The organism is Amycolatopsis sp. cg13, assembly GCF_041346965.1.
GTDB lineage: Bacteria > Actinomycetota > Actinomycetes > Mycobacteriales > Pseudonocardiaceae > Amycolatopsis.
Genome location: NZ_CP166848.1, coordinates 5,450,277 through 5,476,074 on the forward strand (window position 1 = coordinate 5,450,277; position 25,798 = coordinate 5,476,074).

A 25,798-nucleotide genomic window follows, 5' to 3' on the forward strand; every position below is an offset into this window, starting at 1 on the left:
GCCATGCTTCCCCCCCGTTGGCGCGTTCAGTGCGCGGCGAGCTCCACGAAGGGGGCCAGCGCGGCCGGGTTGGCCAGCGCGTCCCTGCTCACCGCCCTCTCCGGCGCGACTCCGGAGAGGATCCGCTTCACTGGTACTTCGCACTTCTTACCGTTCAACGTACGGGGAATCTCGGAAACGACCATGAACCGATCGGGTACGTGTCGGGGCGACAGTGCGTTGCGAAGCTCTTTCCGCAGGTCAGGCTCCACTTCTTCGAGTGTGGCACCGGCGGTGAGTACTAAGAAACACAGCAGTTGCCCGTCGTCGTTGCCCGCCGCCGACGTGTCGATGACCAGCGAGTCGGCGACCTCGGCGAACCCTTCCGCGACCCGGTAGAACTCGGCGGTGCCCATCCGGACGCCGCCGCGGTTGAGCGTCGAATCGCTGCGGCCGTAGACCACCGCCGAACCGCGGCGGGTGATCCTGACCCAGTCGCCATGCCTCCAGATACCCGGATAAGTCTCGAAGTACGCCTCGCGCAGCCGGGAACCGTCCGGGTCGTTCCAGAAGGAGACCGGCATCGAGGGCATCGGCTCGGTGATCACCAGCTCGCCGACCTCCTCGACCACCGGCTCGCCGTCGTCGTCGAACGCCGCCGCGGCCACGCCGAGGGCGCGGCAGGACAGTTCGCCGAGCCACACCGGCACGTCCGGCGCGGCCGCCACGATCGCCGCGCATAGGTCAGTGCCGCCGGAGACCGAGCAGATCTGCACGTCCCGGCCGATCGCGTCGGCGATCCAGCGGAAACCCTCGGAGGACAAGGGCGAACCGGTCGAGCCGACTACGCGCAGCGCGCTGAGGTCGTAGCGCTCGGACGGGGCGAGGCCCGCTTTGAGACAGCTCTGGATGAACGGCGCGGACGTGCCGAAGTAGGTGACGCGGTGCTGTTCGGCCAGATGCCACAACGCGTTCAGGTCCGGATGGCCGGGACTGCCGTCGTACAGCACGATCGTGGCTCCGACGAGAAGCGCGGAGGCGACGAAGTTCCACATCATCCAGCCGGTGGTGGTGAACCAGAAGAACCGGTCGCCCGGTCCGAGCCCGCTTTGCAGGCCGAGCGCTTTGAGGTGCTCGACGACGATGCCGCCGTGGCCCTGCACGATGCCCTTCGGCAGCCCGGTCGTGCCCGAGGAATACAGGATCCACAACGGATGCGCGAACTCCACCGGCTCGTACGCCAGCTCGCCGCCAGCGTGTTCAGCGAGCATCGCGTTCCAGTCGATGACGCCGTCGAGTGTCCCGTCTCCCAGGTATTTCACCAAAACGGTGGCTTCCAGCGACGGAATCTGTTCGCGCAGCTGCTGAACGGTGTCGCGGATATCGAATTTCCGGCCGTTGTAAGCGTATCCGTTCACCGCGACGAGCACCTTCGGCTCGATCTGGGTGAACCGGTCGGCGATCGCGCGGATCCCGAAGTCCGGGGAACACGACGACCAGATCGCGCCGAGGCTGGCGGTGGCGAGGAAAGCGATGAGCGTCTGCGGGCAGTTCGGCGCGAGCGCGACGACGCGATCTCCTTTGCCGACGCCGAAAGCGCGCAACGCGGCGCGTGCGGCGGCGACGTGCGCGCGAAGGTCGCCGTAGGTGAATTGCTCAGCTAAGCCGTCCTCGCGGTGGAAGATCACCGCGAGTTCGTCGTCGGCCTTCGTCGCGCCACCGACGCCGGGGCTCAGCGAGTGTTCGGCGTAGTTGAGCGTGCCGCCGTCGAACCATTTCGCGTCCGGCATCGCGCCGGACAGGATTTCCCGCGGCTGCTCGTGCCAGCGCACGCCGAAGAACTCCGCGACCGCGGTCCAAAACTCCGGGACGTGCTCGACCGAGTAGTGCCACAGGTCGTCGTAATCGGCCAGGTCGACGCCGCGCTGCTCGCGCAGCCATCGGCGGAAGGCCTCGATCTTCGTGTCAGCGACCCGGTTGGGGTCGGGTCGCCAAAGCACCTCGGGAACAGCGGCGTTCTCGGTCACCCGCCGATGCTAACCCCGGGATGCTCGCAAAGTCCTTTTTCGACCGCGCCGACCCCGGCCAGCAGCGCGCGGACGACGTCGAGGACGAACTCGCGCGTCAATGCCCGGTGCCCGAACAGCGCGCGGAACACAACGGGCGCGGCGAAGAGGTCCAGCAGCAGGTCGACGTCCTGGCCAGGGCGGAGGTCCCCGCGCTCCTCGGCCTTGCGCAGGGACACGACGCAAGCCTCCCGGCGCGGGGCCCAGAACGTTGTCAGGAAGTCTTCGCGCAGTTCCGGGTCGTCCGCCAGATCGACGGCCAGCGCCGGGAGCACGCGGCCGAAAACCGGGTCCGCCAGGCCGATCCGGAGGGCGTCGAGGTGGCCGACGAGATCGCAGCAGGTGCAGCCGGTGTCGATCTCCGCGACGCCGGTGCGCGCCTCCGCCAGCGCCGCGACCACCACGTGCTTCTGGCTTTTCCACCGGCGCCGGATGGCGGGTTTGGTGGTGCCCGCGCGCTGGGCGATGGCCTCCATGGTCAGCGCCGAATAGCCGGATTCGCGGACTAGTTCGCACACCGCGACCAGCACGGCGTGGTCGATCCGCTCGTCCCGTTGGCGCGCCATGGATTCTCCCGCTATTCGTTGAGCAGCACGACCTTACCGAACGATTTCCCCTGCTCCACGTGCTGGAGGGCAGCGGCGGCCTCGCCGAGCGGGAACGTCCGGTCGCGCACCGCGGAAAGCTGACCGTCGGCGACGAGGGCGAGGACGCGGTCCCACGACTTCCGGCGTTCTTCCGGCGACACCGAGGTGAGACTGAACGCGAACAGCGTCGGCGACGTCTGGAAGTTGCTCATCAACGGCCCGAAGGATTCCGGCTCCGGAATACCCGCGGTTCCTCCACAAAGGACATAGCGACCGTTGGGGCGCAACAGTTCAAGGTGCTCGCGGACCTGCGGACCGGCCACGGTGTCGATGACGACGTCGTAGGTCTCCTCGGGACGCTCGCGGGTCCGGTCGACGATTTTCGCGGCGCCGAGGGTCCGCAACCGTTCGCCGTACTCCGCCGAGGATGTCACCGCGGCGACCTCGGCCCCGCGGGCGTGGGCGATCTGGGTCGCGAGCACGCCGATCCCGCCGCTCGCGCCCCGGACGAGCACTCGTTCGCCTGGGGCCACCGCGGTCCGATGCACTGCTCCTTCCGCGACCATTGCGTTCACGCCCAAGGCGACCGCGTCGAAGGGGTCGAGGTCCTCCGGTACGGGGTAAAGCTGATCGGTGTCGGCCACGGCCTGCTCGGCGTAGCCGCCGGAAAGGATCAGCGCCAGCACCCGCTGGCCCTGTTTGGTCCGGCCGACGACCTCGACGCCAGGCACCGTTGTGGCGCCGTTCCGCAGGTACATGAGGTCGACGTAGCCCACGCCGATTGCCTCGACCTCGACCACGGCTTGCCCTGGACCAGCGGCCGGGTCGGGCGTTTCGCCCAGGACGAGTCGCTGCTGGGATTCGACGAGCACCGCTTTCACGGATGGTTCCTCTCGCTATAACGTTCCATTCCGGATCGGAACGTTATTCGAGCACGCAGCGACCCGTCAAGGGCACTGCCGGAGATCAGCGGAGGTGCGCGTCGAACCAGTCGAGGGTGCGCTGCCAGGCCTCTTCCGCCGCACTGGGATCGGCGTCGAAGCGGTGGTTCGCGCCCGGATAGCGCACGACGTTCGTCGCGACTTTCGCCGACGCCGCGGCCTCGCGCAGCTGCTCCACCTGAGCCTCGCCCGCCTCGTCGCCGGCGTCGCCGTACATGCCGAGCCACGGGCTGGTCACGCGCCCGGCGATTTCCAGCAGCTTCGGCAGTTCCGCGACCGCCTGGCCGCCGACGCTCACTGCCGCGCCGAACTTGCGGTGCGAGGCGACGACCAGTGCCGCCGTGCCGCCGAGATCGAAGCCGACGACGCCGCGCAGGTCGGCCTCGACGCCGCGATCGGTGAGCCATTCGAGCGTGCGGTCGGTGGCGTCGAGGAGGTCGCGCTGAGTGAGCTGTTCGCCGGTCTCGATGTGCGGCGTGACGGTGAGCCAGCCTTCGCCGGCGAGGCTTTTGACCAGCAGGAGGACTCCGTCGGTGACCCCGTCGCCCTCGTGCAGGACCACCAGGCCGCCGCGGAGCGCGCCGTCGGGTTCGGCGAAGGTGAGGCGAAGCGTGCTGCCGTCGGTACGCTGGTGATCCACGGTGGTCGTCGACGTCATCGCCTCATGCAATCACCTCTGGGTGAACATTGGGAACCTTTCCCGATCCGCCAGGGCGAGATACGGTGACCCCGTCGTCCCGTGAAAACCGAGGAGTTCCGACGATGCCGTCCCTCGCCCCCCGCCCTGACCTCGATTCGTTGCCGAAGTACGTCCCTGGCCGGACGATCGAAGGGGCCGTCAAGCTCGCGAGCAATGAGGTGCCCGGCGGTCCGCTGCCGAGCGTCCAGGCGGCGATCACGGCTGCGGTAACCGGAGTGAACCGGTACCCGGACAACGGATCCCAGGCTTTGCGCGAGCGGCTTTCGCGGCGGCTCGACGTTCCCGCGCAGCGGCTCGCGATCGGTTGCGGTTCGGTTTCGCTGTGCCAGCAGATGATCCAGGCGCTGTGCGGCCCCGGCGACGAGGTGCTGTTCGGCTGGCGGTCGTTCGAGGCCTACCCGATCGTGGTCCAGGTGGCGCTCGCGACGGGCGTGAAGGTGCCGCTGACGCCAGAGCACGGGCTGGACCTCGACGCGATGCTGGCGCGGATCACCGACCGCACCAAGCTGGTGTTCGTCTGCAACCCCAACAACCCGACCGGCACTGTGCTGCACCGCGACGAGATCGAGCGGTTCCTCGAAGCGGTGCCGCCGCACGTGCTCGTGGTGCTGGACGAGGCGTACAAGGAATTCGTCACCGACCCCGAGGTGCCGGACGGCGTCGAATTCACGCGGACGCACAGCAATGTGGCGGTGCTGCGCACGTTCTCGAAGGCGTACGGGCTCGCCGGGCTGCGCGTCGGGTACGCGGTGGCTCCGGAGCCGATCGCGCAGGCGCTGCAGCAGGTGTACGTGGCGTTCTCGGTGAACAGCATCGCGCAGGTGGCCGCGATCGCGTCGCTCGACGCGGAGGACGAACTGCTCGCCCGGTGCCGGGAAATCATCTCCGAGCGCACCCGCGTGCGGGACTCGTTGCTGGAGATGGGTTATGAGATCCCGCCGACGCAGGCGAACTTCGTGTGGTTCCCGCTCGGTGACCGCACTGCGGCTTTCGCGGAGCACATGCTGGACCGGAAGCTGATCGTGCGCCCGTTCCCCGGCGAGGGCGCGCGGGTGACGATCGGGACGCCGGAGGAGAACGACCTGTTCCTGGCCGCGGCCAAGGAATTCCAGGCTATTTGAGGATCAGCTGCACGACCGCGGCAAGCCCGATCACGACGATCACGCCGCGCAACACGGTGGGCGGCAGCTTGCGGCCGATCTTGGCCCCGAGCTGCCCGCCGATCGTGGACCCGAGCGCGAGCAGCCCGATCACCGGCCAGCTCACCGGGGCGACGAACGCGTAAATCGTGCCCGCGACGATGTTCACGACGGCGGACAGCACGTTCTTGACGCCGTTGAGCCGCTGCAACGGTTCGGACAGCAGCATGCCCATGACGGCCATCATCATCACGCCCTGCGCGGCGGTGAAATAGCCGCCGTAGATGCCGATGACGAAGAGCAGCCCGAACAGCAACGGTCCCGCGTGATGCTCGCGCCCGTTGGCCTCGCGGCGCTTCTGCACCCACTTCGAGACCTTGGGCTGAACGATCACGAGCACGACGGCGAGCCCGACGAGCACCGGAACGATCTTCTCGAAGGCGTCCTTGGGCAGCGTCAGGAGCAGAATGGTTCCGCCGATAGCCCCGAAAAACGAGGCGACCGCGAACCGCACCACCTGCGGCCAGTACCCGACCAGCTCGTGCCGATAGCCGTAGGCGCCACTGATCGTGCCCGGCGCGAGCCCGACCGCATTGGACGTCGTAGCGGTCACCGGCGGATACCCGAGCGCGACGAGCACCGGGAACGTCACCAGCGTCCCGGAACCGACGACAGTGTTGATGGTCCCGGCCCACATCCCGGCAATGAAGATGACGACGGCATGCCACCAGGTCATAAAGCGATCACCCGCTGACCCTAAGCAGGAGCCTCGGTGGTCTGCGACGCGATGTGTCCGGTCAGACACTCGAAGGAACCGCCGGAGACGGCGCTCGGGAGTGGATGACGGGCGCGATTCGGCTCAGCGGCTACGCCCTCGCGCACGCGGCGGGTCCCGGACGCAGCGCAATCGCGCATGAGCCGACCCGGCTGCTAGTGCGCAGTCCGGGTGGCCGCCAGCTCGGTGCTTGCTTGGCCACCAGCTATGCGGAACCCGGCCACTAACCCGCGCCGCCACAAGCCACACCTCGCTTGGCCACCAGCTATGCGGAACCCGACCGCCAACCCGCGCCGCCACAAGCCACACCTCGCTTGGCCACCAGCTATGCGGAACCCGGCCACTAACCCGCGCCGCCGCCGCTTGCCCGCGCTTCGCCGAGCCAACGCACCTCGCCACCGGCCCGCTCCCAACCTGGCCGCCCGCCCACGTCACCACCGGCCGGGAACGAACCCGGGAAGCAACCCGCTTCAGCTGCCAGCCCTCATCTGCCTCCTAGCTCCGCGCCTGCCGCACTCACCTCCAGTCCCCTCGCCCCCATCCCCACCGAACCCCGCCTCACCGCTCAAAAACGCAAAACTCATTCCCTTCCGGATCCGCCATCACATGCCACTCCCGGTCCCCTCCCCGCTCCGCCACCATCCGTGCCCCGGCCGCCGCCAGCTCGTCCGGATCTCCCCACACGTCCAGGTGCATCCGGTTCTTCACCGTCTTGCGTTCCGGCACCGGGTTCAGCCAGATCAGCGGCCCCTCGCCACCCGGGTCGACGATCGCGACCGGCCACTCCGGCGAGCGCTCGCCGGGCGGGCTTCGGCGGACGTACCCCATCGCCGAGCACCACCAGTCCGCCAATGCCTGATGATCAAGAGCGTCCAGCGCCAGGTCTTTGAACTTCGCGGTCATGATCCCTCCCCAACCTGTCAACGATGGTGACACCCGCCACCGACAATTTCGCGCGGCTTGGGGCGCCACCTGCCAGGATGGGCGGCGTGGCACACGAAACCGACCAGGTCTGGAGCGCCACGGTCGACCATCTGCGCGCGATGATCGACTCGGGCGAGCTTCCGCCGGGCTCGCGCCTGCCCGCGGAGCGCGCGCTGTGCGAGCAGCTCGGCATCAGCCGCGGGTCGTTGCGGCAGGCGTTGCGCGTCCTGGATTCGATCGGTTACGTCCAGATCCGCGCGGGGTCCGGTACCTACGTCCGCGAGCACGGCACCGAGGAAAGCCCGCTGAGCAGCTGGTTTTCCGAGCACGAACAGCTGGTGGAGAAGCTGTTCGACCTGCGCGCGACCGTCGAGCCGACGCTGGCCGAGCGGCTCGCGCGGCAGCACACGCCGCGCGTCGTGCAGCGGCTCGCGGACAACGTCGCGGAGATGGAGGAGGCCGCGGCGAACGGCGACATGTTGCGCGTCATCGCGACCGACGCCGAATTCCACCGGGTGATCGCCGGCAACGCGGGCAGTGACGACGTCGCTGACTTGCTCCGTTCAGTGCTCGCCCTGGTCGGCGAGGAACGCCGGGCCGCGCTTCGGCTGCCTGGGCAGATCCGCAAGGCGGTGGCCGAGCATCGCGCGATCCTCGACGCCATCAGCCGTTCGGACGCCGCGGCGGCCCGCGAGATCACGCTGAAGCACTTGCTGGACGCGAAAACCTACGCCCGCGACTACGCGTCTTCCTGAATCAGCACACGCAGAACTCATTGCCTTCCGGATCCTGAAGCACGGCGAAGCAGCCGCTCTCGTCTTCGATCGTGCGCAAGTGCACGGCACCGTGCTCGACCAATGTGGCTGCCTCGGCCTCGACCACGGCGCGCTCCGCCGAGGTGCCACGCACGTCCAGGTGCAGCCGGTTCTTGCCGCGTTTCGGCTCCGGCACTCGGTGAAACAGCAGTCGCGGGCCGAGCCCAGCTGGGTCGGCAATCGCGCACCACGCCTCCGCGCCGCCCCCGGCCGAGCGCGAGAACTCGGCCCAGGTCGACGCCCCGGCGGGCGGCTCCTCGACCGCATACCCCAGCGCATCGGCCCAGAAGTCCGCCAGCCGCTCCGGTTCCGCACAGTCGATCGCGATCTGCAAGCGCTTCGCCATGCGTAAGGATGATGCCGCACTCGCCAATCAGCGCTACAGTCTTCATAAGTTTATGAAGACTGTGACACCAAGGGGGCTGACCGTGGAGAAAGTGCACTTCACCGAGGAAAAGGCGACCAACCTCGGCACGCTGTACGCCCGTGCGCTCGACGCTCGCCGAAAAGACCCGATCCTCGGCGACACCGCGGCCGACGAAGCGGTCAAAAAGATCGACTACGACTTCCGCAAGCTCGGCGTCAACGAGAACGCCGCCGTCTCCGTCGCGATCCGGGCGCGCGCGATCGACGAGATGGCGGGCAAATGGCTGGCCGAGCACCCCGACGCGGTCGTCGTGCACCTCGGCTGCGGGATGGACACCCGCGTGTACCGGCTCGATCCGCCGCCGTCGGTCGAGTGGTTCGATGTGGACTATCCCGAGGTCGTCGACGTCCGCGGCCGGATTTACCCGGAACGGCCGGGGTACACGATGATCGGCTCGTCGGTTACCGATTTCGGCTGGCTCGACCAGGTTCCCGGCGACCGCGAGGCGCTGATCGTGGCCGAGGGGCTCACCATGTACCTCACCGCGGAGTCCGGCACCGAACTGATCCGCAGACTCGTCGGCAAATTCCGCTCCGGCCGGATCGTGGCCGATTTCTTCAGTTCGCTCGGCATCAAGGCGCAGACGATCAACCCGGTGGTCCGCCGCGCGGGCGCGACTTTGCATTGGGGCATCGACGATCCGCACGAACTGGAGCGCTACGGCCTCCGCCTGGTGTCCTGTTTGGACGCGACAGACTGGGCGACCGACGACGCGCTGGCGAAAATCCCGGCGGCGTCCCGGCTGGCGCTGCGCGCGTCGGCGCTGTTCCCGATGATCCGCAAGATGGGGCGGATCGCGGAGTGGGATTTCTGAACCGCTAGGAAACCCGGCGCAACACCGCATCGGCGACCTCGGCCACCGGCACAGTGGTCACCACCTCGAACGTCGCCGACGAACGCAGCAACGGCTCTACTTCGTCCAGATACCCCAACGTCTCGGCCAGCTCGGCCGGATTTTTCCCGTACGGATTGCCGGTTCGCGTCGTCAGCCGCTCGATCAGCACCTCGCGCGGCGCGCTGAGCAACACGACGTCCGTGAATCGCGGATAGAACCGCACTTGGTTCGAGACCGTGCCGGACACGAACAGCGGCCCCGGCGTCGACAACAACGCGGCGATCCGCTCTTCGCGCCAGAGCCCGTCTTCGCCGGTGTAGCCGCCGTAATCCGTGTCGACCGTGCGATAGCCGCGCCGGGAAAGTTCGGCGAGCAGGCTGCTTTTGCCCACTCCGGACATCCCGGTCACCAGCACCCGCTGCACAGCGGCTACCGGGTTTCCAGCACCCGCGCCACGAACCGGGCGATTTTCTCGCTCATCCGCTCCACGCGTTCCTCCTCCGAGAGCGACTCCTTCGGCTGCGGAACCGCAGGCCGGAGTTCGCTGCGGAGATACGCGCTGCACGCCAGGTCAGAGCACAAATACGTGCCCACCGTATTGCCGTCGCGGCCAGGTTTTCCGGCCAGCCGGGCGGTGAACAGCGTGATGTCCGCGACCGGATGCGTCGTGGAGCAGAACGCGCACATGTTGCTGCGCAGCCGAGATTTCGGCGGCGGCGCGGCGCGCAGCGACAGGCCGATCACCTCGTCGCCGTGCGGCACGACAAGGTACGCCCGGCCGGGCGCCTTCACGTCGCGCCAGCCAAGGAAGTCTCGCTTCTCCCACGGAATGTCCGCCGGAAGCGTGACGGACTTGGCTTCCCCGCGGGAACAGTTGACGAACGAGGCGCGGATCTCGGCGGGGTCGAGCGGTTGCATGCGGCCACGCTAACCATCGCCGCACCAGGAGAGCGACGGCTTTTTTCGCTCCCGGACCCGCCACCCCATACGATCTGCTGGTGCGCACGATGATCGCGGGGAGGTTCCGGCTGGTTCTGCGCACCAGTCTGGGCTTCGCCGCACTCGGCGTCGGATCGAGTGTCGCCGGTGCCGGAGTCGTCGCGTTGCTGCTGCTCCTGCAGGGGTTGCCGGAGGACGTCGACGACCGCGGCTGGGTCCTCGGCGTCACCGCGGCGGGAGTGGTCGCGCTGGCTCTCGTCGTCGGCACGCTCTGGACCGCTTACCTGCAACGCCGCACCGTGGTGTGGTTCACGATCGGCCGCCCGCCGACCGCGGACGAGGCCAAACGGGCACTGCGGCTGCCCTTCGACATGGCGGTGGTGAGCGGCACGCTCTGGCTGATCGGCGCGCTCGCGCTCGGCATCCTCGCCGGCGTCCTCGGCTCGATCGGCGACGCGGCGGGCATCGCGCTCACCATCGGCCTCGGCGGGCTGACCACGGTCGGGCTCACCTACCTGGCCGCGGAATGGGTCGCGCGGCCGGTGATGACCATGGCGCTCGACGTCCTGCCGCCGCGCGGTTCGCTGCCGGTCACGGTGCTGACGCGGCTGGTCGTCACGTGGGTACTGGCCAGCGGCGTACCGCTGATCGGCGTGCTGCTGGTGACCACGCCGCCCGATCTCGGCCGCCACGGCAATCCGACAGCGAGCCTGATCGTGCTGTCCGTGACCGGCCTGACGACCGGAGCGATCGGCACCGCGCTCCTCTCCCGCGCGGTCGCCGCGCCACTGCACCGGCTGCGGATCGCGCTGGACGGAATCGCGCGCGGACGCAAGGACGTGCACGTCGACGTGGACGATTCCAGCGAGATCGGGATGCTGCAGACGTCGGTCAACGACCTCGCCGCCGGCCTGCGCGAACAGGACCGGATGCGCGACCTCTTCGGCCGCCACGTCGGTACCGACGTCGCCCGGCATGCGCTCGAATACGGTGCTTCGCTCTCCGGTGACGTCCGCGAAGTCACCGCGCTGTTCGTGGACGTCGTGGACTCGACAGCGCTCGCGTCACGCACCCCGCCGCAGGAATTGGTCGAGAAGCTGAACCGGTTTTTCGCGAGCGTGGTGTCCGCAGTGGACGCTCGCGGCGGCCTGGTCAACAAGTTCCAGGGTGACGCCGCGCTGTGCGTTTTCGGCGCGCCGACCCGGCTGTCCGACGGCCCGACGATGGCGCTCGCCGCGGCCCGCGCGATCCGCGACGCGGTGCTGTCGGAAGGCGAGCTTGACCTGGGCATCGGCGTCGCGACCGGGCAGGTGTTCGCCGGGCAGCTTGGCGCGTCGAGCCGCCTGGAGTACACCGTGATCGGCGACGCGGTGAACGAAGCCGCGCGGCTCACCGAACACGCGAAAGCCGTGCCGTCGCGGGTGCTCGCCAGCGAAACGACGGTGAAGTCCGCGCTCGGCGGCGAACGGGAACACTGGCGGTTGCACGGCGAACTCCACCTGCGCGGCCGCCACCGCGAGACCCGAACCTGGACGACTTAGCGCCTCATGAGTGGTGATCCCGGTTCTAACCGGGATCACCACTCACGAGTACTCGCGTCCCTCGTTCATCGCCTCGGTAATCCGGGCCAGAAAGTCCCGCACCACAGCGTTTTCTGACTCGCTGAGCGTGCGCGACACCGCGTCCAGCTTCTCGATCGCCGGCCACCACACCGCCGCCGCGACCGTGCGGGCCTGCTCGGTGACCGTGACCGCCACTCGGCGCCGGTCGGTGTCGCTGCGGACGCGCGCGAGGTAACCGGCCGCTTCCATCCGGTCCACCAGCGTCGTCGCCGACGGGCCGCTGATCCCGAGGCGGCGGCCCAATTCCACCGGACCCAGCGGTCCGTAGTGGTTGAGGAGCGCGATCGCGGTGAGGTCGTTCGCGTTCATCCCGACGCCCTTCGCCATCCGCGCCATCAGGTCGCGGCTGGCTTCGATGACGTCCCGCACAGCGAAGGTCGTCGGGTTCACCTTCTCGAGCGCTGCCTGGTTCTCGTCCACGCGGCCCTCCTTGTCAGTAGATAAACTAATAGATAGATTAACTAGGTACTTGAGCAACAGCAAGGAGGGACATCATGACCCGGCGCAGTCTTCTCATCTCCGGAGCCAGCATCGCCGGCCCCGCACTCGCTTCCCGGCTCGCCCAGTCCGGCTGGGACGTCACCGTCGTCGAACGGTTCGACCAGCTGCGCGAGGAGGGCCAGAACGTCGACATCCGGGGCGTCGGCCGCCAGGTGCTGCGCAAGATGGGACTCGAAGAAGCGGTCCGCGCCGCGCACACCGGCGAGGTCGGCACGCAATTCGTGGACGAAAACGGACGCATCGTCGCCGAGTTCCGCGCCGGTGAAGGCGATTCCGGAGGCGGGACCGCGGAGATCGAAATCCTGCGTGGCCAGCTGTCGAGGCTGCTGTATGAGCAGTCAGCCGGAGAGACGACGTATCGATTCGGCGACCAGATCCAGGCATTGCACGACGACGGCACCGGTGTGGACGTCGACTTCCAGAGCGGCCAAACCCAGCGTTTCGACGCCGTCGTCATCGCCGAGGGCCTGCGTTCCCGCACCCGCGCGATGCTGATGCCGGACGTACGTCCGCACGAACTCGGGCTCTACACCGCACACCTCGCGCTGCCGCGCATCGCCACCGATAACGCTTGGTGGCGCACGATGTTCTGCGGCCGCGGCCGGATGTTGTTCCTGCGCCCGGACAACGTCGGCACGATGCGCGCGGGCCTGTTCTTCCTGTCCGACGTACGCGGCCTGGACCGGCTCACGCCCGAAGACACGGTGTCCGTGCTGCGCAAGACGTACGCCGACGTCGGCTGGGAAGGACCGCGCGTTCTGGCCGAAATGGACAACGGTTCGCTGTACCTGGAGGACGTCGGCCAGGCGAAACTGCCGACGTGGCATCAAGGCCGGGTTGTCCTGCTCGGCGACGCGGCTTACTGCGCTTCGCCGGTCAGCGGCATGGGCACGACACTCGCCCTCACCGGCGCGTACATCCTGGCCGGAGAACTCACGACGAACGAAGACCCCCGTACCGCGTTCGGCGAGTACGAACGCCGGATGCGACCGTTGGTCACCGAGGCACAGCGGCTTTTCCCCGGCGCGCCTCAGGTGACGATGCCGCGGGCGCAGGCGCATCGGACCGCTATCCACGCCGCGCTGCGGATGGCGAGCTCACCGTTGGCGCGACGGCTGGGCAAGGCCGCGGGACGGTTCGGGAAGCCGCGTTCGGAAGCGATCGCGCTGCCCGAGTACGCGTAGCTCAGGGCAGCTCGGGCCAGGTCAGCACCGTCGAACCCCAGGTCAGCCCGGCCCCGAACGCCGTCAGCAGCACTTTGTGGCCCGGTGTCAGCGTCCCGTCGGCGACCGCGTCCGCGAGCGCCAGCGGGATCGACGCCGCGCTGGTGTTGCCGACGCGGTCGATGTTCGACACCACCGCGTCCGCGGGCATGCCGAGCTGTTTCGCGGTCGCCTGCAGGATGCGGATGTTCGCCTGGTGCCCGACGAACCGGTCGACGTCGCCGACCATCCAGCCCGCCTGGTCCAGCACCGCGCGCGAGGATTCCGCCATCCGCGCGCACGCCTGCCGGAACACGGCCGTGCCCTGCATGACCAGGTATCGGTCCTTCGGATCCTCCGGCACGCGCTGCGCCGCTCCGCCCGCTTCGACCCACAGCAGCTTGGCCAGTTCGCCCTCGCTGTGCAGGTCGAACGGGCCCAGCGCGCCGCGTTCGCCGGGGTCGCCCGCGCGCAGCAGGACCGCGCCGCCGCCATCGCCGAAGATCGGCACCGTGGTGCGGTCGTCCGGGTCGACCAGCGAGGTGAAGACGTCCGCGCCGATCACGAGCACCCGCTCGGCGATCCCGCCGGCGATGAACCCGGCGGCGGTGGCGAGCGCGTAGATGAAGCCGCTGCACACCGCGTTGACGTCGAGCGCCAGCACCGTGCCGAGGCCGAGCCGCGCCGCCACCTGCGGCGCGGTGGCCGGGCACAGCTGGTCGGCCGTCGAGGTGGCGAGCACGACGGCGTCCGCGTGCCCGTCCGGACCGAGCGCCGCCCGTCCCGCCTCCTCGGCGAGGTCCACTGTGGACTGGCCGGGGGCGACCCGGCGACGCTCGCTGATCCCGGTGCGGGTGCGGATCCACTCGTCGGTGGTGTCCAGGCGGGCCGCGATCTCGTGGTTCGTCACCACGTGCTCGGGCAGCGCGCCGCCGATTCCGGCGACGACGGCGGCACGGTGGCGCGACCGGACAGCGCTCATGGCGGAACCTCCCAGACCGGCTTGTTGGCGGACGTCGCCGGTTGCCTCCCCTTGTATGGCCTACCCCTGGGTAGACCGGTCAGTTGTGTTCCACGTCACTAAGAGACCTCTTCCACATTCGCTCGATAGGAGGTATTGCGACCGCCGGTTCATCGGCGTGGTAAATGCGAGGCTTTTTGTCGGTGCGCCCGGTTAGCCTGAAGTGTGCGCACTCCCGACCTGGACCAGCTTGACCTCGCCATCCTCTCCTGCCTGCAGAACGACGCCCGCACGATCGCCGAGGTCATCGGGTCCAAAGTCGGCCTGTCCGCCGCGGCCGTGCAGCGGCGGATCAAACGGCTGCGCGAAGCCGGAGTGATCGAGAAGGAGATCGCGGTGCTGTCCCCGGCCGCGCTCGGGCTGGACATGACGTTCGTCGTCATGGTCGAGATGGAGCGCGAGAGCATGGCGGTGCTCGACGGCTTCCGCGCCCAGGTCCTCGCCGACGACTGCGTGCAGCAGTGCTACTACGTCACCGGCACCGCGGACTTCGTCCTCGTGGTCACCTGCCCGGACATGGCGGCGTTCGAGACCTTCGCGCGGCGCACGTTCTTCGACAACCCCAACGTCCGGCACTTCACCACGAGCGTAGCGATGGACCGGGTCAAAGTGGGCCTCACGCTGCCGCTCTCCTGACCTGCGCGGAAACGCAAGGGTTCTGTGTCCGGCGTTACGTGTTCGCGGCCTGATGCAACCGATCGCGTGAACGTCGGCGGAACGCCGTCATGTGCCCCCGAGTCGATCATCTCCCTGCCGACCAGTTCGCGAGGCGCGAACGACCGGAGGACTCCAGGAGCAGCCGTGCACACCACCGACGCCGTACACCAGACCCAGTTCGTACTGCTGAACGAGAGCACTACGCCGGTGCTGTCCCGCCTCTCCTTCCACGTGTCGGAGCCTTACGCGGTCACCGTGGCGTTCCGGACCGAACGCGGCCGGTGGATCGAGTGGACGTTCGCCCGCGAGCTGCTCGTGACCGGGCTGGACGAGCCGACCGGGATCGGCGACGTGCGGATCCGGCCGGACCTGTCCGAGGACGAAGCCTTGCTGACGCTGGAAATCGAGTCGCCGGACGGCTACGCGTCGTTCGAGCTGGAGCGCGCTGACCTCGAGGCGTTCCTGGAATCTTCCTACGAGCTGGTGCCGCTCGGAGCCGAGAGCGAGCACTTCGACATCGACGGGCTGATCGAGGAGATCAGCAACGTGTGACGAAAGACCTGCCGATCCCGCGGCAATGAGGACAAGGGCGGTTCGAGTGCGCTGGAGGCACTCGAGCCGCCTTTGTCGCATTTGGACCGAAGGTAAGCCAGAACACAGTGGCGTCCGGAAAAACGGGCGCATAGTCCTGGTGATCTTGGGCATCAACCGGAGGCCCGCGAAGCACGCGGGCGCGCGGCCACCCTAGGAGAAACCCCGGATGTCCCTCACCAAGCTCACCCGAGCTGCCGTCGGCTCGGCAGTGCTCGCGAGCGCCTTCGCCCTCGCGGCCTGCGGTTCCCCGGCGAATTCCGCCGCGCCGGCGGCTTCCTCGCCCGCCGCCCTCGCCGCGGAGTCCAGCGCTCCGGCGAGCACCGCCAAGGAGAAGAAGCCGACGCCGCGGTGCACCACCGACGACCTGTCCGTGTCGCTGGGCGCGGCGAAACCGGCAGGCAGCCAGCTCGAACTCCCGCTGACGTTCAAGAACACTTCGTCCCGCGCCTGTGACCTGCACGGGACTCCCGGGGTCGACCTGCACGGACCGGAGCACCCTGTCTACGGACCAGTGGACTCGTTGCTGCGACGGGAAAACGGCCCGGCGCACAACATACTGGCCCCGGGCCGCACGGCGACCGCGAAGATCACCGTGCTCCCGTCCGACCCGAACCCGCCTGCCGAATCTCCGGCCTGGACCGCGCAAAGCCTCACCACGATCCCGCCGGGCCAGACCAAGGCGCTGAAGGCCGCGTGGCCGTCAAACGTCGCGATCACCCGCCAGGACGGCGCGACCCATCCGGGCACCTGGGTCGACGGGATCACCGCCGACGCGTCCTGACGCCAAAAGAGTGCCTGCGCCGGGACTGGCGCAGGCACTCCTTCTTAAGACCGCTCAGCCGCGGACGAGCGTCGTGCCGGTCGCGGACAGCGCGACGTTCACCGGGTAGTAGTAGCTGTTGACGGTGTCGCCGCCGGAAACCATGCCCTGCGCCTGGTTTCCGCTGATGAACGAACCGCCGGAGTCGCCGTGGTCGGACCGGGCGTTGGTGAGCACCATGCCGGTCACGGTGCCCTCCTGGTAGCGCACGGTCTGGTTCTTGGCGCGGATCGTTCCGCAGGTCCAGCCGGTGGTGGAACCGGACTTGCAGACCGAAGCGCCGACCGCTGCCTCAGTCGAACCGGCGACGCGGGTGCCGTTGTTGATCTGGCCGACCGGGGTCCAGTTGCTGTTGACCCGCGCGGCCGCGTAGTCCGCGCCGGGGAACCGGTAGGTGGAGAACTGGCCCATCGCGACCCGGTTGTAGCCGGACAGCGCGCCGCCGCCGGTGAGCGCCGCGCAGTGGCCCGCGGTGAGGAAGCCGCCGTTCACCGAGAATCCGACGGAGCAGCGGGACGAACTGCCGATGTAATACGCGTCCCCGCCGAGCACGTTGTAGTGCGCCTTGGGCACCGCCGAGGTTTCCGTCACGCTCACCGCCGAACTGTCCACACCGGACTGGCGGACGAACTGCTCCGCCGCGCCGCGCTGTCCCTTGAGGACAGTCAGGCTGATCCGGTTGCTCGCGGTGTCGATGCCCCAGCCGGTGACCGACTTCGGCGCGGCCTGCTCGTGGGCGTTGAGCTTCTGCACGGTCGAGTCGAGCTGCCGGGCGCTGAACCGGACGACTTGTGCCTCGGCTCCGGCCGCGCGCACCTGGCCGACCAGCGCCGCGTCGGTCACCGCGACCACGGCCTTGCCGGTCGCCGCGTTGAAGCTCGTGCCGCTGAAGCGTTCGCCGAGGGCCTTCTCCAGTGCCGCGCCGACCTTGTTCGCGGCCTCCTCGTTCGCGAGCCGGGCCAGTGCCTGGCCGTGGGTGAGGCCGAGGTCGCGCTGCATCGCCGGGACCATGTCGGGGTTGAGCGGGGCGGCGCTCGCGGCGGGGACACCGGCGAAGATCGCCGTGACCGCCGCGGCAGCGGTTGCGGCACCGAGGAATCTGATGGCTTTCATGCTTCTCCCTCGCGTTCGGTTCCCCCCGGCCTCGAAGCGTGCGGCGGTGGTCCAATCCACTGCAATAAGTGGCCGCGAGAATAGGTAGCGGAGCAATCCTTAAGTAGGGACTTGCGCGACTACCGAGCGTTGGCCGCCGGAGCGGGCGTCCGTGGGTTGTTCCGCTGAACCGGGCAACTCCGCGCGGTTTCGCACTCTTTGTGACCGCACGCCGGGATTTCTTCTGCCATTTGGTGACCGTACGAAGGCAGACGTGTGAGTAGCGTGCCCGCGAACCCGTCGAGAGTCGGTTTACCGCGCCCCGTGCACTGCTTAAGCTCCGGGCGAAACGGACAAGACGCGCACTGGGGAGGTCGTGATGTGGCCGGCCGTTCCGACGTTGGTTTCCGTGCGTCCGCGTCCGGCGGCGTTCGCCGGACGCGACCGCGAACTCGCCGCCGTCGCTGAAGTTCTCCGCCATCGGCCCGCCGCGGTACTGGTCGAGGGCGCGCCGGGAATGGGCAAAACCCGGCTGCTCGCCGAACTCGCCGCGCGGCCGGAATTTTCCCGGATCCGCGTGCTGCGCGGTGCGTGCCCGCAGCTGGCCGAGCCTTTTCCTTACGGTCCGATTCTGGAAGCGTTGCGCTCCGCCGGGGATCGGCTCGGGCCGCTGAGTCCCGTTGCCGGTGCCCTGCAACCGCTTCTGCCGGAGCTGGCCGACGTTCTCCCGCCCGCGCCGGAGCCGTTACCGGACGCTGGCGCGCAACGGCATCGCGTGTTCCGGGCATTCCGGGAATTGTTGATTGCCTGCGGTCCCACCGTTTTGCTCATCGACGACTTGCATCGCGCCGACCCCGGAACCGGTGATCTACTGCGGTTTCTCGCTGTCGACTGGCCGCCGGATCTGGGGGTGGTCGCGACTTGTGGCACCGGGAAGTCCAGCGTTCGCAGCGTTCCTGGAGTGCACAGCGCGCAGGTCACGCTCGGGCCGTTGGACTCCGCGGCGGTCTCCGCGATGGCTTGCGACCTCCTGGATTTGCCTCGGATCAACGCTGACTTCGCGGTGAAACTGCACGAGTACACCGCCGGGATTCCTTTTGTGGCAGAGGAAATTCTCCGTGCGCTGCGTGGTGTTGAGCTTACCGAGTCGGTGTTGGAACGGCTGGAAGTTCCTGTCGCGCTGCAGGAATCGGTGTCCAGACAGCTATCCGCGCTTCCGGAAGCCTCGGTGCAGCTTGCCAAAGCCGCTGCCGTGCTCAACGTTCCCGCCGAGCTGTCGGTGCTGAATGAGCTGGCGGGGTTGCCCGAGGGCGAGATTGCGCCTGGCGGCTTGCTGGACGAGGTCGACGACAATCGCTACGGATTTCGACATCCGTTCGCGCGCAAAGCAGTGTACGATGGTCTTAGCGCGCTTGAACGAAAACTCTTGCACACCAAGGCAATGCACCTGCCCGGTCAACCCCTGTCGCTGCTCGCCGCGCACGCCCACGCCGCCGGACGCGTCGACGAATGGCTGCAGTACGCGGAAGAAGCTGCCGACGAAGCGGTCGCGCGCGGCGATACCGCACGCGCGATCGACTTGCTGCAGGCGATCGTCGCGAAGGCGGATGAGGACGCGGTCGGCCGGTTGGCGAAGAAGCTCAGCGACGTCGCGCTGCGCGTCTTCCGCCCGGATGTCCATCTGACGCTGGAGAAAGTGCTCGAAGACCGGCCGCTGCCGCCGGCCGTGCACGGGACGATCCGGCTCGCGCTGGGCATGCTGCTGGTCCGCGTAGCCGGTCGGCTGGAGCAGGGTCGCGCGGCGGTCGAACGCGCCGTCGCCGAGCTGGCGGACCGGCCGGAACTGGCCGCGCGCGGGATCAACCTGCTCGCGCTGCCGTTCGACGGGCTCACTCCGCTGTCGTGGCACGAGCAGTGGATGCGCCACGCCCGGGAAGTCCACTCCGGACTGACCGATCCCGAGCTGCGGCTCACGCTCACCGGAGACCGGATCGCGACTGCCTCGCACATCGGCGACGGCTCGGCGTGGGCGGAGTTCGAGGCGATGCCGCACACCGCACCGAGCGTTGCCGAACGTGTGCAACTGGCCCGGCTGTGGTGCAACCTCGCCGACGCGCAGTCATGGTCCGGCCACCTCGACCGGACCGAACGCCTGGTCGCCGAGGGGCTGCGCAGGGCTTCCGAAGCCGGCGCGCTGTACCCGAAAGGCCTGATCGAGGGCACCGAGGTGCGGCTCGCCTGGTTCCGCGGCAAATGGGACGGCCTGGCCGAAGCGACCGAAGACGTCCGTACGCGACACCCGGCGCTGGGCGCGATCGTCATGGAGACGTCGCTGGTGCTGGGCGGCCTGGCCGCAGTGCGCGGCGAGTTCGCGGCGGCGCGAAGACACTTGGCCGACGCCTCGGCGCACCGTCCGGGCGAAGGCCCAATCCCCGTTGTTTTATGCGCGGCTTCGGTGTTGATCGGCGTGCACCTGTCGACCGACGACCTCGCCGCAGCCTGTGAAGCAGCCGATGTCGCTGTCGACGCCGCGCGCCGCAAAGGCGTGTGGGTCTGGGCAGCGTCGCTCGTCCCAGCCGCCGCGGAGGCGTACACGCGCGCAGACCGTTGGCACGACGCTGACGCGTTCGTCGAAGAGTTCGCGCGCGGCATCGAAGACCGCGACGCGCCTCTCGCCGTCGCAGCCCTGCACGCTGGCCGAGCCGTCCTGACCAACGCCCGCGCGAAGCACCTAGCCGCAGCGACGCTCTTCGACACCGCTGCCGACGCGTACGCAGAACTGCCAATGCCATACCTCGCCGCAGGCATGCGTGAACGCGCGGCGCGCTGTCGCCTCGAAGCGGGCCAAGCCGGTGCGACCGCTGCCCTCAGCGACGCCGCAGCTGCGTATGTACAGCTAGGTGCCACGCGCGACGCTGGCCGCTGCCATCACGTGCTCCGCGAACACGGCGCTTGGGCACCGTCCCAACGCGGCCGTCGCGGCTACGGTCGCGAACTGTCCCCGCGAGAGCGCGAAGTCGCCGAGATGCTCGCGGAGGGCCGAACGAACCGGCAGATCGCCGACGGTCTGTTCCTGTCACCCCGCACGGTGGAACAACACGTCGCGAAGGTGCTTCGCAAGCTAGGCGCGCGAAGCCGCACTGACGTCGCGAGGAAGCTGCCAAGCGTTCCGTCACCCTGACAACCGCTTCGTCCTTTTCGACCGCACTGCCTGATCGCTGCGACGCGCCAAGCTGCGATTCACGTCCTACCGTGTCCAGGTGGCTGACGAACGAGTGCCTGCCTGGCGGCGGGCGACCAAAGGCGAGACCCGGTGGCCCGCGGCGGCCGTCGTCATCGGGACCCTGGCCCTGCAGCTCGCCCTGCCCGACGAGATGGTGCTGCACCCGTGGTGGCTGCTGCCCTCGCTGACCGCCGTGCTGATCGTCGCGCTGTTGTTGCTCAATCCCGGCCGGCTGACCGAGTTCAACATCGTCGAACGGATGGTGGCGCTGACCGCGCTCGCCGTCGTCAGTGTGCTCAACGGCGCGTCCGCGGTGCAGTTGGTGATCGGAATCGCACAGGGTGCGCAGCGCGGGCACGCGGTGCAGGTGCTGATCAGCGGCGTGGTCATCTACTGGACCAACATCGTCGTCTTCTCGCTCTGGTACTGGGAGTTCGACCGCGGCGGCCCAGCCCGGCGCGCGGCGGGCCGGGCGGACTTCCCCGACCTGCAGTTTCCGCAGATGAGCGACCCGTCGATGGCCAAGGCCGAGTGGGAGCCGCGGTACCTGGACTACCTCTACACCTCGTTCACCAACGCCACCGCGTTCAGCCCGACCGACGTCATGCCGCTGCGGATCTGGGCGAAAATGACCATGATGGTCCAGGCCGGGATCTCGCTGCTGCTCGCGCTGATGGTGTTCGCCTGGGCGGTCAACGGCCTCCAGGGCTGAAACCCACTGGATTCGCCCGCGTCCGCCAGGTATATCTCCGGCCATGGAGCTTCCCGAACCGCCGTACTACGCGGTGATCTTCACGTCCCGGCGCACCGACGGGGACCGCGGCTACGCCGAGCGCGCCGCCTACATGTCCGAACTCGCCGCCAAACAGCCCGGGTACCTCGGCCAGAACTCCGTCCGCGACGAATCCGGGCTCGGCATCACCGTGTCGTACTGGCGGGACGAGGAATCCATCACCGGATGGCGGACCAACCTGGAGCACACCGAAACCCGCGCCCAGGGCCGCGCGGAGTGGTACACGGAGTTCGACGTCCAGGTCTCGCGCGTCGAGCGCGCTTACCGGTTCGAACGTCCGTGAAGGGAACCCTGGAATTCCCAGGGTTCCCTTCACGGCCAAGCCTTACTGCCGGTTCATCGAGAAACTCTGACCGTCCGAGCCGATCGCGCCGGGAACCCAGGTGGCGCTGCCGCCGTCGTCCGCGTTAAGCCCCTGCGGGCTCGTGTCGGCGAGGTTCTTGCCGTCGAACTTGACCCCGTCGAACTTCACGCCGCCGCTGATCGAAGGGTACGAATCGGTCGGCGATTCGATGATCGCCTCCGCCGACGAGTGCTTCGCGGCCAGCGACTGCGTGGTCGTCTTCGTCCAGCCCTGCGTGTCGTTCTTCAGGTCGAGTTTGTAGCTGTTGTTGCTGCGCGTGACAGTCGCGGTGATGTGGTCGCCCGCCTTGACCGGAGCCTCGCTCGCCGAGTAATACACCGGCGCGGCCGGGTACATTTCGTACCACGCCTGGTATTGCGGGCTGCCGCTGGAGCAATCGGTCGCGACGCCGGTTTGCTCCACAGAGGACGATCCGTCGCCGTCGATGCCCACCCACGGCGCGAAGAGGTCGTTGCTGGATTTGCAGGTCGCCGCCGGTTCGGTCCAGCCCGCGGTCGCGGTGGTGAAACTGCCGAAACTGACGTAGCCGCCCCAGTTTCCGCCGGAGTAGTGGTTCCCGTGGAAGTGCTTGCCGAAGGTGACGGGCCCGGCTCCCGCGCCGGCGACGAGGGTCGCGGCCGCGAACGCGCCGACCGCCAGCACACCGAGGGGACGACGGTAAGATCGAGAACTCATGGGCATCCAATCTGGTCACGGGAGTGCCTGCGCGTACCAGTGTTGAATTTCGCTCGCCCGAGTTGGTAGCTACTTTCGAAGGGTATTCACATCTCGGGAAAACTTCACCAAATGTCCCGATTCTCCTTTGTGTACACGGAAGTCCGTGCCGGCCCGCCAGGGGAGGCGGCGGGCCGGCACGGACTCCTTCCGAAGTGGACTACCGCGCCGTACGGGCGTGCGCGGCGTCCACGAACTGGGTGGTGTACGTCTTGGACAAATCGATCTTGTCCTTTCTGGGCTTGACGTTGCTGGACGAAGCGCCGAGCACCTTCAGCACATTCTGCGCGCCGGACGGGTCCATCCGGCCGTCCTTGGTGAACATCGGCAGACTGTCCTTGAGCGACTTGACGTACAACGCCTTGTCCCCGCCCGAGAACGACGGCGGCATCAGATCGGCCACCTGTTCCGCCGTGTGCGTGGAAAGCCACTTCAGCGAATTCACATACGCGTTGGCGAGTTTCTGCACGACGTCCGGATAGCGCTTCACGATTTCGCAGCTCATGTACAGCGAACTCGCCGGATACAGTCCGCCGAGCGCCGCACGCGTGCCTTCCGGCGTACGCATGTCGTAGAGCACCTTGGCCTGTCCGGTGTTGGTCAGCTGCGCGATCGTCGGGTCGGTCGTCATGCCCGCGTCGATCGAACCTTGTTGCATGGCAGAGATAAACGTCTGCCCGGCCCCGACCTTCACCGGCGTGTAATCCTTGCTGCCGACCCCGCCGCGGCTGGCGAGCGCCTTGGTGAGGAAATCCGTCGACGACCCCAGCGACGTGACGCCGAGGTTCTTGCCGCGGAAATCCGCGCCGGATTTGATGTGCCCGGCCTTCGGCGTGGCGACCATTTCCGCTTCGCCAGGCACATTCGCGAACTGCACCACACTGGTAATGCATTGGTCCTTGGCCTGCAGGTCGATCGTGTGGTCGTAGAACCCGACCACGCCCTGCACCTCACCGGCCAGCAACGAGGTTTCCGCGTTGGCCCCGGACGGCTGGTCGAACAGTTCGACGTCCAGTCCCTGCTTCTGGTACTCGCCCAGCTGCTTCGCGAGCTGCCCCGGCAGATAGATCACTTTGGACAGTCCGCCGACCATGATCTTGATGTGCGGCCGCCCGCCGTTGCCGAGGTCGATCTCCCGCGAATCCCGGCAGGCGCTCACCCCGGCCACGGTCACCAGCGCGGCCGCCGCGACCGCGAGTGTCCTTTTTAGCCGCATTAGATGTCCCGCCGTCCGTCGTCGGCCGACATCTGCGGACGCCAGCGCAGCAGCTTGCGCTCCGCCGAACCGATCAGCCATTCCGCGAACAACGCGACGACCATGATCACGAGCATCCCGGCGTAAACCCCGGCGGTGTCGAACGTGCCCTGCGCGTTGGCGATCAGGAAGCCCATGCCTGCCTTGGCACCGGTGTACTCACCGACAACCGCACCGATCAGCGCGAAACCGAACGCGACGTGCAGCGACGAAAGAATCCACGACGTCGCACTGGGCAGCACGATCGACTGCAGCACCTGCCACCGCGTCGCGCCGAGAATGCGGGCGTTGTCGATCAGATTGCGATCCACTTCCCGGGCACCAGTGAACGCGTTGAAGAACACCGCGAAGAACACGAGCACGAACACCGTCGCGACCTTCGAGGACAGCCCGAGGCCGAACCAAATCACGAACAACGCGGCGAGCACGATCCGCGGCATCGCGTTGGCAGCCTTGATAAACGGCGCCAGCACCTCAGCGAGATACGCACTGCGACCAAGAATGACACCGCAAATCACGCCAGCGACCGCACCGAGCACGAAACCGATCACGGCTTCTTCGACGGTCACCAGGATCTGGTACCAAATGGTCCCGAAGTCAGTCCCGGTCGTGAACCATTCGGTGAGCCGTTCCCAGATCTTCGAGGGCATCGAGTAGAAGAACGGGTCGATCCAGAACCGGCCCGCCACCTCCCACAACCCAAGCCAGGCAACGAGAATCGCCAGCCGCAGCAGCCAGACGTTGCGCTTGTGCCGTCCGGCGGAGCGCTTCGCGCGGGAGAGAATGTCTTGTTCGGTTTCGAAGACCGGCGTCGGCGCGGTCTGAGTCTCAAGCGACACCGGTCGCTCCCTTCTGGCGAGCCTTGTCGACCTCGCCGCGCAGCGATTCCCAGATGTCGGAGTAGATCTTGCGGAATTCCTCGGTCAGCCGGAGTTCCTCCACCTTGCGCGGACGCTCCAGCGGGATCTCGAAGACGTCCTTGACCGTCGCCGGGCTCGTGGTCAGCACGACCACCTTGTCCGCCAACGCGATCGCCTCGTCGAGGTCGTGCGTCACGAAAATCACCGCGGCACCAGTGCCAGACCACAGCCGCAGCAGTTCGTCCTGCATCAGCGCGCGCGTCTGGACGTCGAGCGCGGAGAACGGCTCGTCCATCAGCAGGATTTTGGGCTCGGTGACCAGCGTCTGCGCCAATGCGACGCGCTTGCGCATACCGCCGGAAAGCTGGTGCGGGTAGTACTTCTCGAACCCGGCCAGTCCGACGCGGGCGATCCAGTCGGCGGCCTTCTTCCGTGCGTCCTCTTTGGACACGCCGCGAAAGCGCGGTCCGGAAGCGACGTTGTCCAGCACCGAACGCCACGGCATCACCGCGTCGGTCTGGAACATGTAGCCGACGCCGTCCGGAATGGACTTCACGTCGGAGCCGTGCACGACGACCCGGCCCGCCGACGGCGGCTGCAACCCGGAGACCAGGGACAACGTGGTGGATTTGCCGCACCCGGTCGGCCCGACCACGGCGACGAACTCCCCTGGTTCGACGGTCATGGTCAGCTCGCGGACAGCGGTGTGGACAGAACCTGATCCGCTCGGGAACCTTTTGGTGGCGCCGATCAGTTCGATGAGTGGGGCCATCGAGGTGACTCCTTCGTCACGGTGGGGACTCGCTCGAGGCAGGTTAAGAGCGCGTTTCGCGGCGGAGAAGCTTGTCGACGTTCTGCGTGCGCTCTGCGCGTTCTCCACGTTTTGCTCGTTTAGCGCACAGCGCTGAGCTGGGGGTATGTTCCCTGGCATGCCGAAGTGGGCGCTCTTTCCG

At 68.0% G+C, this 25,798-nt stretch carries 27 protein-coding genes; 11 read left to right on the plus strand and 16 right to left on the minus strand.

Features of this window, described 5'->3' with window-relative positions:
- Window positions 1-26: 26 nt before the first annotated feature.
- The 4 genes from AB5I40_RS25225 to AB5I40_RS25240 all read right to left on the minus strand — a co-directional run bounded on the left by AB5I40_RS25225 (window position 27) and on the right by AB5I40_RS25240 (window position 4,231).
- A complete protein-coding gene (locus AB5I40_RS25225; protein ID WP_370932516.1) occupies window positions 27-2,006 on the minus strand; it encodes an acetoacetate--CoA ligase in 1,980 nt (659 codons plus the stop codon).
- On the minus strand, window positions 2,003-2,611 hold the full coding sequence (locus AB5I40_RS25230) for a TetR/AcrR family transcriptional regulator (protein WP_370932517.1): 609 nt from the start codon (window positions 2,609-2,611) through the stop codon (window positions 2,003-2,005). The genes AB5I40_RS25225 and AB5I40_RS25230 overlap by 4 nt, the downstream gene beginning before the upstream one ends.
- An 11-nt stretch (window positions 2,612-2,622) precedes the next feature.
- Complete coding sequence (locus tag AB5I40_RS25235) at window positions 2,623-3,513, minus strand: zinc-binding alcohol dehydrogenase family protein (RefSeq protein ID WP_370932518.1); 891 nt, start codon at window positions 3,511-3,513, stop codon at window positions 2,623-2,625.
- An 85-nt stretch (window positions 3,514-3,598) separates the two neighbouring features.
- Window positions 3,599-4,231, minus strand: coding sequence for a dienelactone hydrolase family protein (locus AB5I40_RS25240; RefSeq protein WP_370932519.1), 633 nt, complete (start codon window positions 4,229-4,231; stop codon window positions 3,599-3,601).
- Window positions 4,232-4,335: 104 nt separating this feature from the next.
- Here AB5I40_RS25240 and hisC point away from each other — a divergent pair, with 104 nt between their 5' ends.
- Window positions 4,336-5,394 (plus strand): histidinol-phosphate transaminase, encoded by a 1,059-nt coding sequence (gene hisC, locus AB5I40_RS25245; RefSeq protein WP_370932520.1) that lies wholly within the window; start codon window positions 4,336-4,338, stop codon window positions 5,392-5,394.
- On the opposite strand, the gene AB5I40_RS25250 is transcribed toward hisC, so the two are convergent.
- Window positions 5,387-6,148, minus strand: coding sequence for a sulfite exporter TauE/SafE family protein (locus tag AB5I40_RS25250; protein WP_344287697.1), 762 nt, complete (start codon window positions 6,146-6,148; stop codon window positions 5,387-5,389). The two genes, hisC and AB5I40_RS25250, sit on opposite strands and share 8 nt — an antisense overlap.
- Window positions 6,149-6,745: 597 nt before the next feature.
- Window positions 6,746-7,090 carry a VOC family protein gene (locus tag AB5I40_RS25255; RefSeq protein ID WP_370932521.1) on the minus strand — a complete coding sequence of 115 codons (345 nt, stop codon included), beginning with the start codon at window positions 7,088-7,090 and terminating at the stop codon, window positions 6,746-6,748.
- Between the two features lie 77 nt (window positions 7,091-7,167).
- On the opposite strand from AB5I40_RS25255, the gene AB5I40_RS25260 reads away from it, so the two are divergent.
- Window positions 7,168-7,866 (plus strand): FadR/GntR family transcriptional regulator, encoded by a 699-nt coding sequence (locus AB5I40_RS25260; protein WP_370940602.1) that lies wholly within the window; start codon window positions 7,168-7,170, stop codon window positions 7,864-7,866.
- Window position 7,867: 1 nt separating this feature from the next.
- Here AB5I40_RS25260 and AB5I40_RS25265 read toward each other — a convergent pair whose 3' ends face one another.
- Window positions 7,868-8,272 carry a VOC family protein gene (locus tag AB5I40_RS25265; protein WP_370932522.1) on the minus strand — a complete coding sequence of 135 codons (405 nt, stop codon included), beginning with the start codon at window positions 8,270-8,272 and terminating at the stop codon, window positions 7,868-7,870.
- Window positions 8,273-8,354: 82 nt separating this feature from the next.
- Between AB5I40_RS25265 and AB5I40_RS25270 the strand changes: the two genes are divergently transcribed.
- Window positions 8,355-9,167: a class I SAM-dependent methyltransferase gene (locus AB5I40_RS25270; protein WP_370932523.1), complete on the plus strand. Its 813-nt coding sequence runs from the start codon at window positions 8,355-8,357 to the stop codon at window positions 9,165-9,167.
- Window positions 9,168-9,171: 4 nt separating this feature from the next.
- Here AB5I40_RS25270 and AB5I40_RS25275 read toward each other — a convergent pair whose 3' ends face one another.
- The gene (locus AB5I40_RS25275; protein WP_370932524.1) at window positions 9,172-9,612 is read right to left on the minus strand and encodes an AAA family ATPase; all 441 of its coding nucleotides are present in this window, start codon (window positions 9,610-9,612) and stop codon (window positions 9,172-9,174) included.
- Window positions 9,613-9,617: 5 nt separating this feature from the next.
- Window positions 9,618-10,106, minus strand: a complete 489-nt coding sequence (locus AB5I40_RS25280; RefSeq protein ID WP_370932525.1) for an FBP domain-containing protein — start codon at window positions 10,104-10,106, stop codon at window positions 9,618-9,620.
- 89 nt (window positions 10,107-10,195) lie between these two features.
- Between AB5I40_RS25280 and AB5I40_RS25285 the strand changes: the two genes are divergently transcribed.
- Window positions 10,196-11,668 carry an adenylate/guanylate cyclase domain-containing protein gene (locus AB5I40_RS25285; protein ID WP_370940603.1) on the plus strand — a complete coding sequence of 491 codons (1,473 nt, stop codon included), beginning with the start codon at window positions 10,196-10,198 and terminating at the stop codon, window positions 11,666-11,668.
- Between the two features lie 42 nt (window positions 11,669-11,710).
- Here AB5I40_RS25285 and AB5I40_RS25290 read toward each other — a convergent pair whose 3' ends face one another.
- Window positions 11,711-12,169, minus strand: a complete 459-nt coding sequence (locus AB5I40_RS25290) for a MarR family winged helix-turn-helix transcriptional regulator (RefSeq protein ID WP_370932526.1) — start codon at window positions 12,167-12,169, stop codon at window positions 11,711-11,713.
- Window positions 12,170-12,243: 74 nt separating this feature from the next.
- Here AB5I40_RS25290 and AB5I40_RS25295 point away from each other — a divergent pair, with 74 nt between their 5' ends.
- Entirely contained in the window at window positions 12,244-13,434 is a 1,191-nt protein-coding gene (locus AB5I40_RS25295; protein WP_370932527.1) for an FAD-dependent monooxygenase, read from the plus strand.
- A 1-nt stretch (window position 13,435) separates the two neighbouring features.
- Here AB5I40_RS25295 and AB5I40_RS25300 read toward each other — a convergent pair whose 3' ends face one another.
- On the minus strand, window positions 13,436-14,434 hold the full coding sequence (locus AB5I40_RS25300) for a beta-ketoacyl-ACP synthase III (protein WP_370932528.1): 999 nt from the start codon (window positions 14,432-14,434) through the stop codon (window positions 13,436-13,438).
- A gap of 204 nt (window positions 14,435-14,638) precedes the next feature.
- Here AB5I40_RS25300 and AB5I40_RS25305 point away from each other — a divergent pair, with 204 nt between their 5' ends.
- The 3 genes from AB5I40_RS25305 to AB5I40_RS25315 all read left to right on the plus strand — a co-directional run bounded on the left by AB5I40_RS25305 (window position 14,639) and on the right by AB5I40_RS25315 (window position 16,505).
- Window positions 14,639-15,109 (plus strand): Lrp/AsnC family transcriptional regulator, encoded by a 471-nt coding sequence (locus AB5I40_RS25305; RefSeq protein WP_344287678.1) that lies wholly within the window; start codon window positions 14,639-14,641, stop codon window positions 15,107-15,109.
- 165 nt (window positions 15,110-15,274) lie between these two features.
- Entirely contained in the window at window positions 15,275-15,682 is a 408-nt protein-coding gene (locus tag AB5I40_RS25310) for an SsgA family sporulation/cell division regulator (RefSeq protein ID WP_354750869.1), read from the plus strand.
- Window positions 15,683-15,890: 208 nt separating this feature from the next.
- Entirely contained in the window at window positions 15,891-16,505 is a 615-nt protein-coding gene (locus tag AB5I40_RS25315; protein ID WP_370932529.1) for a DUF4232 domain-containing protein, read from the plus strand.
- Between the two features lie 54 nt (window positions 16,506-16,559).
- Here the strand turns inward: AB5I40_RS25315 and AB5I40_RS25320 are convergent, their stop codons facing one another.
- Window positions 16,560-17,657: a S1 family peptidase gene (locus AB5I40_RS25320; protein WP_370932530.1), complete on the minus strand. Its 1,098-nt coding sequence runs from the start codon at window positions 17,655-17,657 to the stop codon at window positions 16,560-16,562.
- 358 nt (window positions 17,658-18,015) lie between these two features.
- Here AB5I40_RS25320 and AB5I40_RS25325 point away from each other — a divergent pair, with 358 nt between their 5' ends.
- The 3 genes from AB5I40_RS25325 to AB5I40_RS25335 all read left to right on the plus strand — a co-directional run bounded on the left by AB5I40_RS25325 (window position 18,016) and on the right by AB5I40_RS25335 (window position 21,935).
- Window positions 18,016-20,817: an AAA family ATPase gene (locus AB5I40_RS25325; RefSeq protein ID WP_370932531.1), complete on the plus strand. Its 2,802-nt coding sequence runs from the start codon at window positions 18,016-18,018 to the stop codon at window positions 20,815-20,817.
- Window positions 20,818-20,896: 79 nt separating this feature from the next.
- On the plus strand, window positions 20,897-21,571 hold the full coding sequence (locus AB5I40_RS25330; RefSeq protein WP_370932532.1) for a hypothetical protein: 675 nt from the start codon (window positions 20,897-20,899) through the stop codon (window positions 21,569-21,571).
- Between the two features lie 43 nt (window positions 21,572-21,614).
- Window positions 21,615-21,935, plus strand: coding sequence for an antibiotic biosynthesis monooxygenase (locus AB5I40_RS25335; RefSeq protein WP_370932533.1), 321 nt, complete (start codon window positions 21,615-21,617; stop codon window positions 21,933-21,935).
- A 42-nt stretch (window positions 21,936-21,977) separates the two neighbouring features.
- Here the strand turns inward: AB5I40_RS25335 and AB5I40_RS25340 are convergent, their stop codons facing one another.
- From AB5I40_RS25340 to AB5I40_RS25355, 4 genes are all read right to left on the minus strand, one after another.
- The gene (locus AB5I40_RS25340; protein ID WP_370932534.1) at window positions 21,978-22,691 is read right to left on the minus strand and encodes a G1 family glutamic endopeptidase; all 714 of its coding nucleotides are present in this window, start codon (window positions 22,689-22,691) and stop codon (window positions 21,978-21,980) included.
- Window positions 22,692-22,890: 199 nt separating this feature from the next.
- Complete coding sequence (locus AB5I40_RS25345) at window positions 22,891-23,946, minus strand: ABC transporter substrate-binding protein (protein ID WP_370932535.1); 1,056 nt, start codon at window positions 23,944-23,946, stop codon at window positions 22,891-22,893.
- Window positions 23,946-24,824, minus strand: coding sequence for an ABC transporter permease (locus AB5I40_RS25350; protein WP_354750878.1), 879 nt, complete (start codon window positions 24,822-24,824; stop codon window positions 23,946-23,948). The genes AB5I40_RS25345 and AB5I40_RS25350 overlap by 1 nt, the downstream gene beginning before the upstream one ends.
- Complete coding sequence (locus AB5I40_RS25355) at window positions 24,814-25,617, minus strand: ABC transporter ATP-binding protein (protein WP_370932536.1); 804 nt, start codon at window positions 25,615-25,617, stop codon at window positions 24,814-24,816. Before AB5I40_RS25355 ends, AB5I40_RS25350 begins: the two co-directional genes overlap by 11 nt.
- Between the last annotated feature and the right edge of the window lie 181 nt (window positions 25,618-25,798).